The 16,723-nt window shown below is 72.0% G+C and carries 22 protein-coding genes; 14 read left to right on the forward strand and 8 right to left on the reverse strand.

From position 1 onward, the window contains the following. The 4 genes from I4I78_RS17635 to phoU (I4I78_RS17650) form a co-directional block, all read left to right on the forward strand. Positions 1 to 1,806 (forward strand): LCP family protein (locus I4I78_RS17635; RefSeq protein ID WP_218612440.1); only part of this gene is annotated, 1,806 nt, incomplete at its 5' end. A 93-nt stretch (positions 1,807 to 1,899) separates the two neighbouring features. Further along, the gene (gene phoU, locus I4I78_RS17640) at positions 1,900 to 2,556 is read left to right on the forward strand and encodes a phosphate signaling complex protein PhoU (RefSeq protein ID WP_218612441.1); all 657 of its coding nucleotides are present in this window, start codon (positions 1,900 to 1,902) and stop codon (positions 2,554 to 2,556) included. 68 nt (positions 2,557 to 2,624) lie between these two features. Continuing rightward, positions 2,625 to 2,831 (forward strand): dodecin family protein, encoded by a 207-nt coding sequence (locus tag I4I78_RS17645; RefSeq protein ID WP_218612442.1) that lies wholly within the window; start codon positions 2,625 to 2,627, stop codon positions 2,829 to 2,831. Positions 2,832 to 2,923: 92 nt separating this feature from the next. Next, positions 2,924 to 3,580 (forward strand): phosphate signaling complex protein PhoU, encoded by a 657-nt coding sequence (gene phoU / locus I4I78_RS17650; RefSeq protein WP_218612443.1) that lies wholly within the window; start codon positions 2,924 to 2,926, stop codon positions 3,578 to 3,580. Between the two features lie 53 nt (positions 3,581 to 3,633). Here the strand turns inward: phoU (I4I78_RS17650) and pstB are convergent, their stop codons facing one another. From pstB to I4I78_RS17680, 6 genes are all read right to left on the reverse strand, one after another. Next, entirely contained in the window at positions 3,634 to 4,413 is a 780-nt protein-coding gene (gene pstB, locus I4I78_RS17655) for a phosphate ABC transporter ATP-binding protein PstB (RefSeq protein ID WP_218612444.1), read from the reverse strand. A gap of 27 nt (positions 4,414 to 4,440) precedes the next feature. Next, a complete protein-coding gene (pstA, locus tag I4I78_RS17660; RefSeq protein ID WP_218612445.1) occupies positions 4,441 to 5,550 on the reverse strand; it encodes a phosphate ABC transporter permease PstA in 1,110 nt (369 codons plus the stop codon). Between the two features lies 1 nt (position 5,551). Beyond that, positions 5,552 to 6,496, reverse strand: coding sequence for a phosphate ABC transporter permease subunit PstC (pstC, locus tag I4I78_RS17665; RefSeq protein ID WP_218612446.1), 945 nt, complete (start codon positions 6,494 to 6,496; stop codon positions 5,552 to 5,554). 134 nt (positions 6,497 to 6,630) lie between these two features. Next, positions 6,631 to 7,734, reverse strand: coding sequence for a phosphate ABC transporter substrate-binding protein PstS (gene pstS / locus I4I78_RS17670; protein ID WP_218612447.1), 1,104 nt, complete (start codon positions 7,732 to 7,734; stop codon positions 6,631 to 6,633). Positions 7,735 to 7,971: 237 nt separating this feature from the next. Next, positions 7,972 to 8,907, reverse strand: coding sequence for a mycothiol synthase (gene mshD, locus I4I78_RS17675; RefSeq protein WP_218612448.1), 936 nt, complete (start codon positions 8,905 to 8,907; stop codon positions 7,972 to 7,974). Between the two features lie 68 nt (positions 8,908 to 8,975). Further along, positions 8,976 to 9,806 (reverse strand): response regulator transcription factor, encoded by an 831-nt coding sequence (locus I4I78_RS17680; RefSeq protein ID WP_226379906.1) that lies wholly within the window; start codon positions 9,804 to 9,806, stop codon positions 8,976 to 8,978. Positions 9,807 to 9,974: 168 nt separating this feature from the next. Between I4I78_RS17680 and I4I78_RS17685 the strand changes: the two genes are divergently transcribed. The 6 genes from I4I78_RS17685 to I4I78_RS17705 all read left to right on the forward strand — a co-directional run bounded on the left by I4I78_RS17685 (position 9,975) and on the right by I4I78_RS17705 (position 13,110). Next, positions 9,975 to 10,772: a DUF2993 domain-containing protein gene (locus I4I78_RS17685; protein ID WP_218612449.1), complete on the forward strand. Its 798-nt coding sequence runs from the start codon at positions 9,975 to 9,977 to the stop codon at positions 10,770 to 10,772. 28 nt (positions 10,773 to 10,800) lie between these two features. Further along, positions 10,801 to 11,244, forward strand: coding sequence for a thioredoxin family protein (locus tag I4I78_RS17690; RefSeq protein ID WP_218612450.1), 444 nt, complete (start codon positions 10,801 to 10,803; stop codon positions 11,242 to 11,244). Positions 11,245 to 11,317: 73 nt separating this feature from the next. Further along, positions 11,318 to 11,392, forward strand: a complete 75-nt coding sequence (locus tag I4I78_RS34235) for an Ms5788A family Cys-rich leader peptide (RefSeq protein WP_374225883.1) — start codon at positions 11,318 to 11,320, stop codon at positions 11,390 to 11,392. 58 nt (positions 11,393 to 11,450) lie between these two features. Next, entirely contained in the window at positions 11,451 to 11,912 is a 462-nt protein-coding gene (locus I4I78_RS17695) for a DUF4395 domain-containing protein (RefSeq protein WP_218612451.1), read from the forward strand. Between the two features lie 53 nt (positions 11,913 to 11,965). After that, on the forward strand, positions 11,966 to 12,808 hold the full coding sequence (locus tag I4I78_RS17700; RefSeq protein WP_218612452.1) for a sulfurtransferase: 843 nt from the start codon (positions 11,966 to 11,968) through the stop codon (positions 12,806 to 12,808). 2 nt (positions 12,809 to 12,810) lie between these two features. Continuing rightward, complete coding sequence (locus tag I4I78_RS17705) at positions 12,811 to 13,110, forward strand: DUF1416 domain-containing protein (RefSeq protein ID WP_218612453.1); 300 nt, start codon at positions 12,811 to 12,813, stop codon at positions 13,108 to 13,110. A gap of 80 nt (positions 13,111 to 13,190) precedes the next feature. Here I4I78_RS17705 and I4I78_RS17710 read toward each other — a convergent pair whose 3' ends face one another. After that, positions 13,191 to 13,637, reverse strand: coding sequence for a hypothetical protein (locus I4I78_RS17710; protein ID WP_218612454.1), 447 nt, complete (start codon positions 13,635 to 13,637; stop codon positions 13,191 to 13,193). A gap of 226 nt (positions 13,638 to 13,863) precedes the next feature. Between I4I78_RS17710 and I4I78_RS17715 the strand changes: the two genes are divergently transcribed. From I4I78_RS17715 to I4I78_RS17730, 4 genes are read left to right on the forward strand one after another with little or no spacing between them, the layout of a single operon-like run. After that, the gene (locus tag I4I78_RS17715) at positions 13,864 to 14,016 is read left to right on the forward strand and encodes a hypothetical protein (RefSeq protein WP_218612455.1); all 153 of its coding nucleotides are present in this window, start codon (positions 13,864 to 13,866) and stop codon (positions 14,014 to 14,016) included. 32 nt (positions 14,017 to 14,048) lie between these two features. Then, the gene (locus tag I4I78_RS17720) at positions 14,049 to 14,642 is read left to right on the forward strand and encodes an FABP family protein (protein WP_308252193.1); all 594 of its coding nucleotides are present in this window, start codon (positions 14,049 to 14,051) and stop codon (positions 14,640 to 14,642) included. A gap of 6 nt (positions 14,643 to 14,648) precedes the next feature. After that, positions 14,649 to 15,269 carry an allophanate hydrolase subunit 1 gene (locus tag I4I78_RS17725; RefSeq protein WP_218612456.1) on the forward strand — a complete coding sequence of 207 codons (621 nt, stop codon included), beginning with the start codon at positions 14,649 to 14,651 and terminating at the stop codon, positions 15,267 to 15,269. Next, a complete protein-coding gene (locus I4I78_RS17730) occupies positions 15,266 to 16,135 on the forward strand; it encodes a biotin-dependent carboxyltransferase family protein (protein ID WP_218612457.1) in 870 nt (289 codons plus the stop codon). Before I4I78_RS17725 ends, I4I78_RS17730 begins: the two co-directional genes overlap by 4 nt. 24 nt (positions 16,136 to 16,159) lie before the next feature. On the opposite strand, the gene I4I78_RS17735 is transcribed toward I4I78_RS17730, so the two are convergent. Further along, positions 16,160 to 16,723, reverse strand: a 564-nt coding sequence (locus I4I78_RS17735) for a hypothetical protein (RefSeq protein ID WP_218612458.1), incomplete at its 5' end; no start/stop codon positions are given.

The raw sequence follows: 16,723 nt of genomic DNA on the forward strand, positions 1-16,723 counted from the left end.
CCGCGGACCGGCGACGCGCCGGGCCCGGACGCCCCGCCCCTCCGCCCGGAGCCCGGGTCCTCCGCGTCCCGGCCGCCCGGCCGCACCCCGGCGCAGGCACACCCCGCCGATCCGGCACAGGCGCATCCCGCTGACCCGGCACAGGCGCACCCCGCTGATCCCGCATCCGCAGCCCCGGGACGGCGCCGCTCGCGGGTGGACTCGCGCGCCACCGAGGTGATCTCGGCGATCATCCCGCGGCGCCGCGCCAAACGCGCCGACGACGCCGGCGACGCCGCCCCGGACGTCCCGTCCGCGGACCGGAGTGAACCCGAGACCGATGCGGTCGCCCAGGTCGCGGCCCCGGCCCGCACCGAGGAGGGCCGGCAGGGCGACCCGGCAGCCGCCGCCGAGCCGCCGGCTCCCGGCAGCGACCCGGCGCCGTCCCCCGACGCGGAGCAGGACGACCCGCCCCCGCGGCGCGGCACGACGGCCCTGCGGATCGCCGCGGCCGCGCTGGCCGCGCTGGTGCTCGTCTCCACCGCGGCCGGTTTCTCCTCCCGCAACACGGTCGACGACGGGATCGTCCGGGTCGCCGCGCTGGACCCGGCATCGGATGCGATCTCGTCGCGCGCCGCGCAGGCCGGCGACGAGAACGTACTCGTCCTCGGCCTGGCCGCGGACCGGCTCCGCCAGCCGGAGGCCGCCCGGACCGACACCGCCGTCGTCGTGCACGTGCCGGCCGGTGGCGGGCCCGCGGTCACGCTGTCGCTGCCGGCCACCCTGGAGGTCTCGCGACCGCCGTGTCAGCGCTGGAAACCGGCGACGAGGAACTACGCCGAGTCCGTCCCGGCCGAGTCGCGCACCACGCTCAGCTCGGTCTACGACGTGGGTGGGCCGGCGTGCGTGGTCGGCGCGGTCCAGCAGCTCACCGGCCTGGCGCTGACCCGTTTCGTCGCCCTCGACGTCGCCGGTGCGGACCCGCTGGTCACGGCCGTGCGCGGGGTTCGGGTATGCACCGAGCGGCCGGTCGTCGACCGGGCGCTCGGCCCGGTCGTGCTCTCCGCCGGGGACACCACGCTCACCGGCGCCGAGGCCGTCCGGTTCGCCGACGCGACCGGCGTCGACGACACCTCTCCCGCCAACCGGGTGCAGCGCCAGCAGAGGGTGCTCGCCGCCGCGCTGGAGGGGGCACTGTCCACGCCGTCGCTGCTGACACCGGGCACGCCGACCCGGGTGGCCCAGGCGCTGTCCGGTGCTGTGCTCACCGACAACGCCGACGTGGCCGAGGTGCTGACCCTGGCCCGCTCGCTGAGCCGCGCCGGAACCGCGGGCGACGGCAGCACACCGACGTTCCTCCCGGTCCCGGTCAACGAGCAGCCGAACACCCGCGGCCACATGGAGCTGCGTCGCAGCGACGCCGAGGACCTGTTCTCCGCGATGCGCAAGCACGAACCGCTGCCCGAGGAGGTCACGGCCCCGGCCCAGCGCGCCGCGGCCGATGCGCTGCCCGAGGGCGTCAGCATCGACGTGCTCAACGCGGCCGGGCGGGCCGGGCTGGCCGGGCAGGTCGCGGACTCGCTGCGCGCGCAGGGGTTCCGGGTCGGCGCCGTCACCGACGCGCCGGAGTCCGCCCGGACCTCGGTCCGGTTCTCCCCGGACCGCGCCGACGTCGCCGGCCGGCTCGCCGCGAGCCTCCCCGCCGCGGTCCCCGCGCCCGACCCGACGGCGTCCTCCACCTTGCAGCTGGTGCTCGGATCGGGGTTCTCCGGCCCGATCACACTGCCCGCGCAGCAGCCCGTCGGAGAGGCCGTCGACTGCGGCTGACCGGCCCCTCGACCACGGCCGCACATCGACCGTTCATGCCGGGTTCACCCACAGCTGATGAAGTCGCGAAGGCTCACCTCTAAGCTCGCAGCCATGCGCGACGCCTATCAGGAACAGCTCGACGAACTCGCCTCCGGCCTGGCCGGGATGTGCGAGGACGTCGCGCGTGCGATGGAGAAGGCCACCCGGTCACTGCTCGAGGTGGACCTGCAGCTGGCCGAGGAGGTCATCTCCGAGGACACCGGGATCGACGACGTCCGCGCCGCGGCCGAGCACCGCGCGTTCGGCCTGCTGGCCCTGCAGGCCCCGGTCGCCACCGACCTGCGCATCGTGGTCGCCGCCATCCACGGCGCCGGCGACATCGAGCGGATGGGCGACCTCGCCCTGCACGTCGCGCAGGCCGCCCGCCGCCGGCACCCGGAGTCCGTGGTGCCGGAGGAGATCACGCCGTACTTCGCCGAGATGGGTGAGGTCGGGGTCCGGCTGGCCAGGAAGGCGGGCGAGGTCATCCGGAGCCGGGACCTGAACGCCGCGGCCCAGCTCGAGACGGACGACGACGCGATGGACGACCTGCACAAGCACATGTTCACCGTGCTGATGGACCGCAACTGGAACCACGGCGTCTCGGCCGCGGTGGACGTGGCGCTGCTGGCCCGCTTCTACGAGCGCTACGCCGACCACGCGGTCGCCGTCGCCCGCCGGATCGTGTACGTCGTCACCGGACAGATGCCCGGGCCGCTCACCGTCTGACACCGCCCCGCCGCCGAACGATCGACGCGGCGGGTTTGCCCCGCACGACCGGTGGGCACTCTGGCGTCATGAACCAGGCCGGGTGTCACGTCACGGAGGTCGTCGGGACCTCCGACGAGAGCGTGGAGGCGGCGATCCGCGACGGCATGTGCCGCGCGACCGGCTCTGCGGACTCACTGGAGTGGTTCGAGGTGACCGGGGTGCGCAGCAACGTCCTCGGCAGGGTCCACCGCTTCCGGGTCGACCTGCGGCTGGGCGTCCGCGACGCCGCCTGATCCGAGGCCTCCGGGACGGGCGACCCGGTCGTTCATGGATCGTTCACCCTCGTCCGACCGAACGGACGTCGCACCCGAACTAAGGTCACGACATGCGCAGGGAAACCCTCGACGACAACCTTGCGCGGATCCAGGACCTGCTCGACGAGATGGGACCGGAGGTCACGACGGCGTTTCGGCACGCCTCGAGCGCGCTGCTGGACGGGCGTGAGCGCCTCGCGGAGCAGGTCATCGCCCGGGATCCGATGATCGACGACCTGCGGTCGCGGGTCGAGCTCCTCGCGGTCGAGACCATGAACATCCACGCCCCGGTCGTCGGGCCCCTGCGCTCCGTCGTCGCGGCCATCCGGTGCGCCCATCAGCTGGAGCGGATGGGCGACCTGGCGGCGCACATCGCCGAGATCGCGCGGCGCCGTTCCCCGAACGCGGTGCCCGAGATCGTGCGGCCGTTGTTCCGGGAGTACGGGACCCTGGTCGGCGCGATGGGCGAGAAGGCCGTGACCGTGCTGCGGACCCGCAACGTCGTGCTGGCCACCGAGCTCGGAGCCGACGACGAGCAGGTCAACGCCGTGCACCGGCGCGTGTTCGAGGTGATGTTCGGTGACGAGTGGGCCGAGGGGGTGCCGGCCGCGGTGGACACCGCCCTGCTGGCCCGTTTCCACGAGCGCTTCGCCGACCAGGCCGTCTCGATGACCGAGCGCGTGATCTACGCCGTGACCGGGCAGCAGCCGGACGCCCTGTCGTTCTAGGGGGTGGTCCCGGGGGGCCCGGCCGTCGATGCCGTCCGCGGCGTGGGTCCCGATCAGCCGAAGCGGCCGGACACGTAGTCCTCGGTCGCCTTCTGCCTCGGCTGGGAGAAGATCGTCTTCGTCTCGTCCATCTCGACCAGCTTGCCCGGCTTGCCGGTGCCCTCGATGTTGAAGAACCCGGTGAAGTCGCTGACCCGGGCCGCCTGCTGCATGTTGTGGGTCACAATCACGATCGTGTACTCGTTCTTCAGCTCGTTGATCAGGTCCTCGATCGCCAGTGTCGAGATCGGGTCCAGCGCCGAGCAGGGCTCGTCCATCAGCAGCACGTCCGGCTGCACCGCGATCGCGCGGGCGATGCAGAGCCGCTGCTGCTGTCCGCCGGACAGGCCGGAGCCCGGCTTCTCCAGCCGGTCCTTGACCTCTTCCCAGAGGTTCGCGCCGCGCAGCGAACGCTCGACGGTGTCGTCGAACGACGTCTTGCCGGCCTTCCTGTTGTTCAGCCTCATCCCCGCGATCACGTTGTCGTAGATCGACATCGTGGGGAACGGGTTCGGCCGCTGGAACACCATGCCGATCTGGCGACGCACGCCGACCGGGTCCACACCGGGGCCGTAGAGGTCCTGGCCGTCGAGCTCGAGCCGGCCCTCGACGCGGGCGCCGGGGATGTTCTCGTGCATCCGGTTGATCGAGCGCAGGAACGTGGACTTGCCGCAGCCGGACGGGCCGATCAGGGCCGTCACCGTCTTGGGCTGGATCTTCATGGTGACGCCCTCGACCGCGAGGAACGAGCTGTAGTAGATGTTGAGTTCTTTGGCATCGATGCTCTTGCCCATGGGGGAATCCTCTGGTCGGTACGCGGTCTATCGGGTCTTCGGGGCGAACACGCGGGAGATCAGCCGGGCGACGATGTTGAGCACCATCACGATCAGCATGAGCACCAGGGCTGCGGACCAGGCCCGATCGATGAACGGCTCCCGTGGAACACCGGGCACGGCGTAGGAGTAGTAGGCGAACACCGGGAGGGTCGCCATGCGCCCGTCGAACGGGTTGAGGTTCACGCCCAACGCGGTCCCCACGGTGACCAGCAACGGCGCCGTCTCACCGATCACCCGGGCGATGGCGAGCATGATGCCGGTGGCGATGCCACCCGCCGTCGTCGGAACGACGATCTTCAGGATCGTCCGCCACTTGGGCACCCCGAGCGCGTACGAGGCCTCACGCAGCTCATTCGGAACGATCTTGAGCATCTCCTCGGTCGCTCGCACCACGATCGGAATCATCAGCACGGTCAGGGCGACGGCGCCGACGACGCCGAGCCGTACGCCCGGGCCGAGGAGCAGCGAGAACAGGGCGTAGGCGAAGAGGCCGGCGACGATCGACGGGATGCCCGTCATCACGTCGACGAAGAACGTGATCGCACGGGCGAGCCGGGAGTTGTTGCCGTACTCCACGAGGTATACCGCGGTCAGGACACCGACCGGGATCGACATCACCGCGGCCAGGGCAGTGATGATCAGAGTGCCCTGGATCGCGTGCAGGGCACCGCCGCCCTCACCGACCACACCGCGCATGGAGCTGTTGAAGAACTGGAGGTCGAAGCGCGCCCAGCCCTGCGAGATCACCGTGAAGAGAACTGAGATCAGCGGGATCATGGCGAGCAGGAACGCGCCGGTCACCACGACGGTGACGAGGCGGTCGGTGGCCTTGCGCCCTCCCTCGACCACCCGCGACGTGGCGTACGTGACCACGGCGAAGAGGATCGCGGACAGGACGACCCACAGGCCGACGCTGAAGCCGACGACGGCCAGCGCCGCGCCGACCAACACCAGCGAGCCGACCAGGAAGGCCCCGATCGCCCAGCGAGGCAGGCTGCCGCGGACCTTCGGCAGGGTCTCCGCCGTGACAGGGCGGGCCAGGGTGCCGGTCACGGTCTGGTCCTCGGTCTTGTCGGGTTCGGTCCCGGTGGGCATCTCAGTTCGCTCCGGAGAAGTCGCGGCGACGCTCGACGATGTAGCGGGCGAGCATGTTGACCAGCAGAGTGATCACGAACAACACGAGGCCGGACGCAATGAGGATGTTGACCGTCAACCCGGACGCCTCGGGGAACTGGAGCGCGATGTTTCCCGCGATGGTCAACGGATTCTCGGAGCTGATCAGGTTGAAGGTGACGACGCCCGTGCCGGAGAGCACGATCGCGACCGCCATCGTCTCGCCGAGTGCTCGACCGAGGCCGAGCATCGCGCCGGAGATGATCCCGGACCGGCCGAACGGCAGGACCGCCAGTCGGATCATCTCCCAGCGGGTCGCTCCGAGGGCCAGGGCGGCCTCCTCGTGCAGCTTCGGAGCCTGGAGGAAGACCTCACGTGCGACCGCCGTGATGATCGGCATGATCATCACGGCCAGCACCACACCGACGACCAGCATGGTGCGTCCGGTCACCGACGGTGGGCCGGCGAACAGCGGAATCCAGCCGAGGTAGGTGTTGAGCCACTCCAGGAATCCGACGGTGGCCGGCGCCAACACACCGATCCCCCACAGGCCGTAGACGATCGAGGGCACCGCGGCCAGCAGGTCCACGATGTAGCTGAGGGTCTGGGCCAGCCGACGGGGCGCGTAGTGGCTGATGAACAGAGCGACCGCCACCGCGAGCGGGGTGGCGATCACCAGGGCGATGACGGCACTGACGACCGTGCCGAACACCAGCGGAGCGATGTAGGCGGTGAGACCCTCGGGCAGCTCGGAACCGGAGTCGGTGATCGCCGGAAGTGACTCGGCGAGCAGGAAGGCGGCGACCCCGGCCAGGACGACAAGGATCAGGATCCCGGCGCCCTTCGCGGAACCGGCGAAGATGCGGTCGCCGAGCTGCTCGACCGGCTTGGCGGCCTTCGGCTCAGGCTTGACTTCCGTGGTGGTCACAGTGATCCCTGGAGTTGCGGACGTGCGCTGGGCAGGGGATTTAGCCGGGGAACCCCGGACGGTGCTTCCATCATGAACACCGTCCGGGGCTCCCGGCTACATGACGTGCGCCTCGGTCACGGACCGAAGTCGCGTCAGCCGCCGACCTTGATCTGATCGATCACCGGCGTGATCTGACCGCGCAGGGCGGCCGACAGCGGGGCGGACCCGGCCGCCTGCGCCGCGGCCTGCTGGCCCTGCTCGCTGACGACGTAGCTCAGGAACGCCTTGACCGTGTCCGCCTGGGCCTGGTCCGGGTACTGCGGGCAGGCGATCAGGTACGACGCGAGCACGATCGGGTAGGCGCCGCCCGTAGAGGTGCGGTTGAGATCGAAGGCGAACGAGGTCGGCCCCTGGCCCTCCACCCGCTTCGACTCCTCGAGGATCTTCGCCGCGGCCTCGGCCGTCGGTGCCACGTTCTGGTCGCCCAGCTTGAGGTTGGCCTTACTGAGCTGGCCGGCCTGGCTGGCGTCGGCGTATCCGATGGTGCCGTTGCCCTGGCCGACCGCACCGACGACGCCGGAGGTGCCCTGGGCTGCCTCGCCGCCGGGGACCGGCCATTCGCCGTCACCCTCGGCGGTCCAGACGCTCGGGGCGGCCTTGTTCATGAAGTCGGTGAAGTTCTCGGTGGTGCCCGACTCGTCGGAGCGGTGCACCGGGGTCACCGTGGTCGCCGGGAGGGCGACGCCGGGGTTGTCGGCGGCGACCTTCGGGTCGTTCCAGGTCTTGATGTCGCCCTTGAACAGGCCCGCGATGGTCGCCGGCGACAGGTTCAGGTTCTGAACGCCATCGAGCTTGTAGACCGCCGCGATCGGCGAGATGTAGTTCGGGACCTCGATGACCTGGCCGCCGCACCGCTGGCGGGCCTGCGCGAGCTGCTCGTCCTTCAGGTACGCGTCGGAGCCGGCGAACGCGATCTGCCCGCCCTGGATGAACTGGGTCCGACCACCGCCGGAGCCGACCGGGTCGTAGTTCACGGTGGCACCGGAGTTGGCTCCGGTGAACCCGGCGATCCAGGCCTGCATGGCTGCCTGCTGGGAGCTCGCACCCGCGCCGGAGATCGTCCCGGAGATACCGGAGTCCGCGCCACCACCGCCGCCCTCGTTCGCCGCGCCACATCCGGCGACGAACAGCGCACAGCTCGTGGCGACACCGATGGCCGCGAGTCGCGCTCGGGGCGCGCGCCGCTTGGTCTTCACTGCAGGTTCCTCCGTGATGGTTCGGCGGGAGCCGGACTCACGCGGCTCGGGGTGGCCGCTCGGGCGGAACGCTAGGTGTGGGGAATGGACGCAGCTGGCCTGCCGGATGAACGCAGCATGAACAGGCCCCCGGACGGTGGCACGTGCGTCACAGTGTTGACACGCAGTCACGACATCGATGCGGTATCGCGACCCGGCGGGGTGCAACACCGGCCGCAGTGCCGTCGCACGCCGCTCTCAGCGGGCGTAGTTGACGTCCGCCGCGTGCACCGTGAAGCCGAGCCGCTCGTACACCCGCACGGCCGGGCCGTTGTCCGCCTCGACGTAGAGCAGCACCGTGTCCAGGCCGCGGTCGCGCAGGTGGTGCAGGCCGGCCAGGGTCAGGACCCGGCCCAGGCCACGACCGTGGCCCGCCGGATCGACGCCGAGCACGTAGACCTCGCCCAGCGCGGGCTCCTCGGCGGTCCCCGGGTGCACCTTCGTCCAGTGGTAGCCGAGCAGCCGGCCCGCGCCGTCCAGCGCGAGCAGGAAGCCGGCCGGGTCGAACCACTCCTCGGCCTCGCGCTCGTCGAGCTCGCGGTGGGTCCAGCCACCCTGCTCCGGGTGCCAGTCGAACGCGGCGTTGTTGACCCGCAGGAACTCCTCGTCGTCCTGACCGGGGACGAACGAACGCAGAGTCACCCCGTCGGGCAGGTGCACCTCGGGCAGCGGCTCGGTGCCCGCGACGGTGCCGCGCAGCGGGCGACGCATCTGCCAGAGCACGCGGTCGCGACGGTAGCCGCGGCGCTCGGCGAGCCGGGCCGCGCCCGGGAGGTCGCCGTGCGCCCAGATCCGCGGCGGGCGGGCGTCGTCCCCCGACCCGGGAGCAGCGCCCTGTCCGGGGACCAGGGACTCGAGCGCCTCGACGAGCGCGGCACCGACGCCGTGCCCTCGGTGCTCCGGGTGGACGGTCAGCTCGGCGTAGCCGTCGTCGAGCTGGGCGTACCCGGTGACCTCACCCGGGCCGCCGGCCACGACGTGGCTCAGGCCGTCCCGGGCCCCGGAACCGCGCAGGTTGAGCAGGAACTGCTCGGAGAGCGGCTCGGCCCCGTCGGCCGCGGTTGCCGCCGCGAGCACCTCGGTGACGGCGCCGACCGTGTCCCGGTCCAGCTCGGACAGCACGCGCAGATCCACACCCGAGACCCTAACGCCGGACGGGCCGGAGCCGCCCCCGGCCGGGTGATCCCGGCCGGACGGCCGGCTCAGCGCGGGCCGGGCAGCTGCACGGCCCCGCCGTTGCGGCCCGCGTCGCCGTTGCGCGGGTCGCCGCGGCGCACGTCGCCGGTGTGCAGGGACTCACCGCGCAGGGCGGGCTCGTCGGCGCGGGCCGGTTCGGGCTCCAGGTCGGGCGGCGCGGTGAGACCGTTGCGGGCGGGGCGGACGAACTTGTACCCGACGTTGCGGACGGTGCCGATCATCTGCTCGTACTCGCCGCCGAGCTTGGCGCGCAGGCGACGCACGTGCACGTCCACCGTCCGGGTGCCGCCGAAGAAGTCGTACCCCCACACCTCCTGCAGCAGCTGGGCCCGGGTGAACACCCGCCCGGCGTGCTGCGCGAGGTACTTGAGCAGCTCGAACTCCTTGTAGGTGAGCTCGAGCAGCCGCCCGCGCAACCGTGCGGAGTACGTCGCCTCGTCGATCACCAGCTCACCCAGCACGAGCGCCCCGCCTGCCGAGTTCGCCTCGTTGCCGGGGCGGGAGCGCAGCAGCCGCAGCCGGGCGTCGACCTCGGCGGGACCGGTGTCGGGCAGCAGGATCTCGTCCACCACCCACTCGCCGGAGACGGCCACGAGCCCGCCCTCGTTGAGCACGGCCACCACCGGGACGTCGGTACCGGTGCTGCCGAGCAGACGGCACAGGCTGCGTGCCGCGACCAGGTCCGTCCGGGCGTCGACCAGGACGGCGTCGTGCGGGCCCGCGTCCAGCAGCGCGGCGACCTCGGGGGCGGCGGTGCGTACGCCGTGCGGCAGCAGGGCCAACGCAGGGAGCACCGTGGCGGCGTCCGGGGCAGTCGTCAGCAGGAGCAGTTCCATGACCGCCTCCTCTCGGTACGACGACGATACCCCGTCGTCATCTCTGATCCGGGTATCGCGGCCCATGTCACTGAAGGTGAAAGTGAATCGATACACCGGTCCCCGCCTGCAGCGCCGCGCAGCGGGTTCTCTACCGTTCTCCGGGTCTCGTCCCGGGCTGGAGGTCGCGTGAGGCGCCTGATCATCGCCGTCGTCGTACTCGTCGGTGTGCTCGTGGTCGTGGATTTCGCCGCCGCCGCAGCCGCCGAGTCCGCGGTGTCCCGCCAGATGCGCGAGCGGCTGTCGTTGCCGGAGGACCCGTCCGTGCGGATCAACGGGGTCTCCTTCCTCGCCCAGGCGGCCACCGGCGACTACCGGTCGGTGGACGTCTCGATGGAGCGGCTGCAGGTCGGTCCGCTGCGCGACGTCGAGGTCAAGGCGAAGCTGCGCGACGTCCGCGCCCCGCTGGGCGACCTGCTCTCCGGCACGCCGCGGTTCCGGATCACCGGCGCCGAGGGCATCATCTCGATCGGTGCGAGCGACGTGCTCCGGACGCTGCCGGGCGTCACCGAGCTGGTCATATCCGACGTCGACGCCAACGCGATCTCCGAGATCGTCGAGGCCGGTGGCGACCCGACGCTGCGCAACCTCGACCCCCGCAACGCGGCCCTGCTCACCGCCACCACCACGGTGGGCGGCGAGGAGCAGGAGATCGAGGTGCTGTCCGCTCTGCAGATCACCGGGGACGGGCAGGTCCGGATCACCCCGCGTGACATCCGACCCGCCGGCGGCAACGCCGAGGAGCTCCCGAACTCCGTACGCAACTCTCTGACCAGGGCGTTCACCGTCGTCCTGGACCCCGGTGGGCTTCCGTTCAAGGTCACTCCGACCGCGCTGCGGACCAACGAGGGCACGCTGGAGATCTCCGGCCAGGTACGCGACCTGGTGATCGGCGAGGGCGAGCGGTCCTCGTCCGCCCAGGGCTGAGGCCCCCGGACGCCGGGAGGGACGTGTCGTGAGCACCACGGGCCTGATCGTCCTGCTGGCGACCCTGTGCGTGGCGACCGCGGTGGGGCTCGCGCTGAGGTCGGCCTCCGGGCGCGTCCGCGGCGTCTCCCCCGCAGCGGTCACCGGGCCGGACGGCTGGGGGCTCGCCGGGGTCGCGCCGGAGGCGACGCGGGAGGTCCTGCTGCTGCAGCTCTCGTCGCCGGTCTGCGCTCCCTGCCGGCAGACCGCGGCCGTGCTCGGCGGGCTCGCCGCGGACGACCCGTCGCTGCGCCACGTCGAGGTCGACGTCGCAGAACGGGCCGAGGTCGCCCGGGCGCTCGGCGTCCTCCGGACCCCCACCACCGTGGCCTTCGACTCCGACGGCACCGAGCTGGCCCGGGTCTCCGGGGTCCCGCGCGTCGACGAGCTGCTGAGCGCGGTGGACCGGGCGCCGGGAACGGGCCGGCGGTGACCCGCGTCGCCTCCATGGCCGGGTCGTGGGACGGCGGTGCCATGAACGGCACGTTTCGGCTACCCTCGCGTCCGTGAACTGGCCGCTGACCCGACGACGCGCAGTCGATCTGTGCCGTCTCGCCGGCTGCCTGTGTCGGGCCTCCTGACCCCGTCCCCCGCGGCACCCCTCGCCGCACCCGGAACGCGATCGCCAGGAGCTCGCCCATGTCCGCAACGGACACCGGCCCCACACGCGTGGAGCCACAGCTCGACCCGCGCGGGGTCCGGTTCAGCGCCGCCGTCACCACGGTGGTGCTGGCGCTGGTCCTGCTGAGCGGGAGCGGGTGGCTCGCCGCCGCGCAGGCCGTCGTCTTCGGCGTCGGTTCGATCGCCGGGATGCGTGTCGCGCCCTACGGCGTCCTGTTCCGCACCCTCCTCGCACCCCGGCTGGGCCCGCCCGCCGAGCGTGAGGACGCCGCGCCGGTCCGCTTCTCGCAGACCGTCGGGCTCGTGTTCACCGCCGTCGCCGCGATCGGCTACCTGTCCGGGCTGAGCACGCTCGGCCTGGTCGCCACCGCCTTCGCACTCGCGGCGGCCTTCCTCAACGCGGCCTTCGGCTTCTGCCTGGGCTGCGAGATGTACGGGCTGCTCGCCCGCCTGCGCACCACGCGCACGGCCGGCGCATGACCCCGATCCACACACCGTCCACGACACCGACACACCGAATTGGGAGCAATCACATGAGCCGCGAGGACGTCCTGGTCACCGCCGATTGGGCGGAGCAGAACCTGGACACCGACGGTGTCGTGTTCCTCGAGGTCGACGAGGACACCACCGCCTACGACGGCGGTCACCTGCCCGGTGCCGTCAAGGTCAACTGGACCGACGAGCTGCAGGACCCGGTCCGCCGCGACATCGTCACCAAGGAGCAGTTCGAGGCGCTGCTCTCGGCCAAGGGCGTGGGCAACGACGACAAGGTCGTGCTCTACGGCGGCAACAACAACTGGTTCGCCGCCTACGCCTACTGGGAGTTCAAGCTCTACGGGCACCAGAACGTCGTGCTGCTCGACGGCGGGCGCAAGAAGTGGGAGCTCGACGGCCGGACCCTGACCACCGACGTCAAGGACCGCCCGAAGACCTCCTTCACCGCCGCCAAGGACGCCGACGTGTCGATCCGCGCGTTCCGCGACGAGGTCGTCGACGCGATCAGCGCCAAGAACCTGGTCGACGTCCGGTCGCCCGACGAGTTCTCCGGCAAGATCCTCGCGCCGGCGCACCTGCCGCAGGAGCAGTCGCAGCGTCCGGGCCACATCCCGAGCGCGATCAACATCCCGTGGAGCAAGGCGGCAAACGAGGACGGCACCTTCAAGTCGAACGACGACCTGGAGAAGCTCTACGGCGAGGCCGGCTACGACGGCTCGAAGGCGACCATCGCCTACTGCCGCATCGGTGAGCGCTCGTCGCACACCTGGGTCGTGCTGCACGAGCTGCTCGGCCACTCCGACGTCAAGAACTACGACGGCAGCTGGACCGAGTACGGCTCGCTGATCGGCGTGCCGATCGAGCTGGGAAGCGGGAACTGAGCATGTGTGGAGCACCCGACCAGGCCGTGGCCCTTCCGCCCGGCACCGACCTGAGCAAGGAAACCGTCCTGGCCGGACGGGTCATCGCCGGCGGCGAGCCGGTCGGTGGCGCGTTCGTCCGGCTGCTCGACGGCACCGGCGAGTTCACCGCGGAGGTCGTCTCCTCGGCCTCCGGTGACTTCCGGTTCTTCGCCGCCCCGGGCACCTGGACCGTCCGGGCCCTGTCCCGGGCGGGCAACGGCCAGTACGAACTCGTCGCGGAGGGCCCGGGCCTGCACCAGGCCGAGGTCGCCGTCGCCTGAACCGGCGCACTGACGGAAGAGGTACCGCCTGAATCGATCGGGCGGTACCTCTTCCCGTATCCGCTACACCCCGAACTGACTCATTCAGGGCACTGCGATGGCGCTGACCGGGGAGAGATCGACCGGGTATAGAACGTCCCGTTCTGTCGCTGCAGGCCGAATTCGAGGTAGCAGCGGTTGAGTCCCTTTGCCACGAAATACCCGTTGTTGCCGCTCGCCACCTTGTAGCCGGTGTCCACGACCTGACCGTTCCTGACACCGACGAGCCGGGCTCTCATGACACAACCGGCACCGGGTCCGCCGAAGTAGACCTGGTAGTTGGTTGGGGTGTTCGGGGAGCCGCTCGGGATCGCTCTGCCGTCCGCTCCAGGACACTTGTCTGTGGTCATCGTGATCGTGTTCTCGGACTGGGCCGGCGTGCCGTCTCCGGTGTCCGCTGACGCCGACGGCGCCGCAACAACTGCAGTTGCCGCCACGATACCGAGTGAAGCAACGCCGGCGCGTCGCAGCAGCGAGATGATTGCCATGGTGGATCCCCCCTGTGGTCTGGTGATCTTTTATAACAGGATGAACTGATTGACCACATCTCAATTGATACCGATTTGAGCTCTAGATTCGCAACTGTGAACGCATCATGAAACCGTACGCCGTCAATTCATTTGTCGTTCAGCACCTGTTTCTTGACGCGACACATCCGGCTCATCGTCGGCCAGCAGGCGGGCCCCGTGACCGACACGACTATGCTGGCGCGCCGTGCACTGGTTCTCCACCGGGCTGTTGATCGCCCTCACGGCCGGTACGGCGGCGTGGACAGGCTTCCTGCTCCGGCGGTTGTTCGTGGTGGAGCCGGCCGCGCCGGCCGCCACCACGGCCGTCGCGGACAACTCTGAGGAGCCCGACGCGTGACCGAACCCGACGACCCGCAGCTGTCCACCACGATCAGCGGCCCGAAGAACGCCGCGCCGGACTCGGCGCAGCGCAACCGCCCGCAGTGGGACGACCTCCCGATCCCCGACGACACCGCGAACCTGCGCCTGGGCCCGGACCTGCACGAGCAGTGTCTCGGCCTGCTGCCGCTGATCGGCGTGTGGCGGGGCACCGGGGAGGTGGTCTACCCGACCATCGACGGCCCGTTCCACTTCGGCCAGCAGATCACCTTCGCCCACGACGGGCGCCCGTTCGTGAGCTACGAGGCGCGCTCCTGGCTGCTCGCCGAGGACGGCGAGATCATCCGTCCGGCCGCGCGCGAGACCGGTTTCTGGCGCCCGCAGGAGGACGGTTCGATGGAGGTGCTGATCGCGCACCACACCGGGATCGTGGAGATCTACTACGGCTCCAAGGGCGACCTGCGGTCCTGGGAGATCGAGACCGACGCCATCGCCCGCACCCCGTCGGCGAAGGAGGTGACCGGCGCCAAGCGGCTCTACGGCCTGGTCAACCAGGGCGACCTGGCCTACGTCGACGAGCGGGCGATGGTCGGCCACGACCTGCAGCCGCACCTGTCGGCGCTGCTGCACCGCGTGGTCGGCTAGGGCGCCGTGTCCACCGTCTCGCCGCGTGTCCGCGCCTGCGGCCGGTGGGCGCTGCTGCTGGAGCTGGACTCGGCCGACGCGGTCGCGGCGACCGCACGGGCGTTGCGGGCGGCGGCGCTGCCCGAGGTCGTCGAGCTGGTGCCGGCCGCGCGGACGGTGCTTGTCCAGGTCCGGCCCGGCACCGGCCTGGACCGGGTCCGGGACGCGGTGGCCGAGGTCGACCCGTCGGACGTCGGCGCCGGCGAGGGCGACCGGCACACGATCCCGGTCCTCTACGACGGCGAGGACCTCCAGCTGGTCGCCGACACCGCCGGGATCAGCACCGACGAGGTCGTCGCGCTGCACACCGGGGCCGAGTTCACGGTCGCGTTCTGCGGGTTCGCGCCGGGCTTCGGCTACCTGTCCGGGTTGCCGGAGCCGCTGCGCCAGCCCCGGCTGGAGAGTCCGCGTGCGGCCGTCCCGTCCGGTTCGGTCGGGGTCGCCGACGTCTACAGCTGCGTCTACCCGCGCCGCTCCCCCGGCGGCTGGCGATTGATCGGGCGCAGCGACCTGGTCCTGTTCGACCCGGCCGCCGACCCCCCGGCCCGGTTGGTACCGGGTGACCGCGTCCGCTTCGAGGCGCGGTGAACGCGCGGCTGGAGGTCCTGGCCACCGGGCCTCAAGCCGTGGTCACCGACCACGGCCGTCCCGGGCACGCGCACCTCGGTGTGCCGCCCTCCGGCGCGCTGGACCGCCCTGCCCTGGACCTGGCGAACCGGCTGGTCGGCAACCCCGCAGGCGCCGCAGGCCTGGAGCTGCTGCTGGGCCGCACGCGGCTACGCGCGCGGGGCGCGGTGACGGTCGCGGTCACCGGTCCGCCGGTCACGCTGCGGGCAGGCGGCCGGGCGGTCTCCTCGCACTGCGCGGTGCGGCTCCCGGACGGTGCGGAGCTGACCGTCGGCGCCCCGGACGGCGGCGTGCGGGTATACCTCGCGGTTCGCGGCGGCCTCGAGGTGCCGCTCGCACTGGGCAGCGCGAGCACCGACCTGCTCTCCGGACTCGGACCTCACCCGCTCGTCGACGGCGACGTGCTGGCCGTCGGAGACGCGGCGGTGGACCCGGTGCCGCCGTCCGGGCCGGTGCCGGCGTCGGTACCGGCGGGGGTGGCGCGTCTACGGGTCCGGCTGGGACCCCGCGACGACTGGTTCGCCGACCCGACCGGGGACCTGACCGGCCCGGCCTGGTCGGTCAGCCCGACCGGCAACCGGATCGGTGTGCGGCTGGACGGACCCGCGCCGCGCCGCCGTCCCGAGCGGGAGGGCTCCGAGCTGCCCAGTGAGGGCATGGTCGTCGGGGCCGTCCAGGCTCCGCCCGGCGGCCCGCCGGTGGTGTTCCTGGCCGACCATCCGACGACCGGTGGCTACCCGGTGATCGGGGTGCTGGAGCCCGACGATGTGGCGGTCCTGGCGCAGGCGCGTCCCGGCTCGACGGTCCGCATCGCCGTGGTCGGCTGACCGGGCGGGACCTCGCGGCCGGGCTCAGGCGTGGCGTGGGCCGTCCGCGCCGTCACCGGTGCGGGCCTCCAGGATCGACGCGACGTCGTCCTGACCCATCCCGGCGAGGCGGCCGATCTGCTCGCGGTCCAGGCCGGAGTCGTGCAGCCGCCGCACGGCGACGGCCAGGTCGGCGCGACGCCGCCGCAGCACGTCGCCGAGCTGGTCGATCCGGTCCCGGGCGTCGTCGAGGTCCTCGGTCGCGCCGACCGCGCGCGCCGGGTCGGCGAGCAGCACCGAGAGCAGCCGGTCCCGTGGGTCGGCGACGGCCACCGGCCCCGATGCCGACGGGACGACGGTCAGCGGGTGCTCCCGGGTCTGCTCGGGCGTCTCGCCCGTGTCCGGGACCGGGGAGGCGTCGTCCGGGCCGCCGTCGTCGCGCTGGCGCCGGGCGCGCTGCACGGCGCGGGCCGCGAGTGCCTGCTGCACGGCGCGCGACACCGGCTCCGCGGCGTCGGTGTCGCGCTCGCCCGCCCCGGGTGCCGGGTCGGCGCCCGCGGCCGGGTCGGGTTCGTCCTCGGACGGTTCGAGCCCGGTGCCGACCGGTTC

Origin of the sequence: Pseudonocardia sp. KRD291 (genome assembly GCF_019263595.1) — a bacterium.
GTDB lineage: Bacteria > Actinomycetota > Actinomycetes > Mycobacteriales > Pseudonocardiaceae > Pseudonocardia.

Bases quoted from the DNA above. Each gene is read 5' to 3' on its own strand.
- I4I78_RS17645 (WP_218612442.1), top strand. From the start codon at position 2,625: ATGAACCAGGCCGGGTGTCACGTCACGGAGGTCGTCGGGACCTCCGAC.
- I4I78_RS17700 (WP_218612452.1), top strand. From the start codon at position 11,966: ATGAGCCGCGAGGACGTCCTGGTCACCGCCGATTGGGCGGAGCAGAAC.
- pstA (WP_218612445.1), bottom strand. From the start codon at position 5,550: ATGCCCACCGGGACCGAACCCGACAAGACCGAGGACCAGACCGTGACC.
- I4I78_RS17695 (WP_218612451.1), top strand. From the start codon at position 11,451: ATGTCCGCAACGGACACCGGCCCCACACGCGTGGAGCCACAGCTCGAC.
- I4I78_RS17710 (WP_218612454.1), bottom strand. From the start codon at position 13,637: ATGGCAATCATCTCGCTGCTGCGACGCGCCGGCGTTGCTTCACTCGGT.
- pstB (WP_218612444.1), bottom strand. From the start codon at position 4,413: ATGGGCAAGAGCATCGATGCCAAAGAACTCAACATCTACTACAGCTCG.
- I4I78_RS17705 (WP_218612453.1), top strand. From the start codon at position 12,811: ATGTGTGGAGCACCCGACCAGGCCGTGGCCCTTCCGCCCGGCACCGAC.
- phoU (WP_218612443.1), top strand. From the start codon at position 2,924: ATGCGCAGGGAAACCCTCGACGACAACCTTGCGCGGATCCAGGACCTG.
- I4I78_RS17680 (WP_226379906.1), bottom strand. From the start codon at position 9,806: ATGGAACTGCTCCTGCTGACGACTGCCCCGGACGCCGCCACGGTGCTC.
- phoU (WP_218612441.1), top strand. From the start codon at position 1,900: ATGCGCGACGCCTATCAGGAACAGCTCGACGAACTCGCCTCCGGCCTG.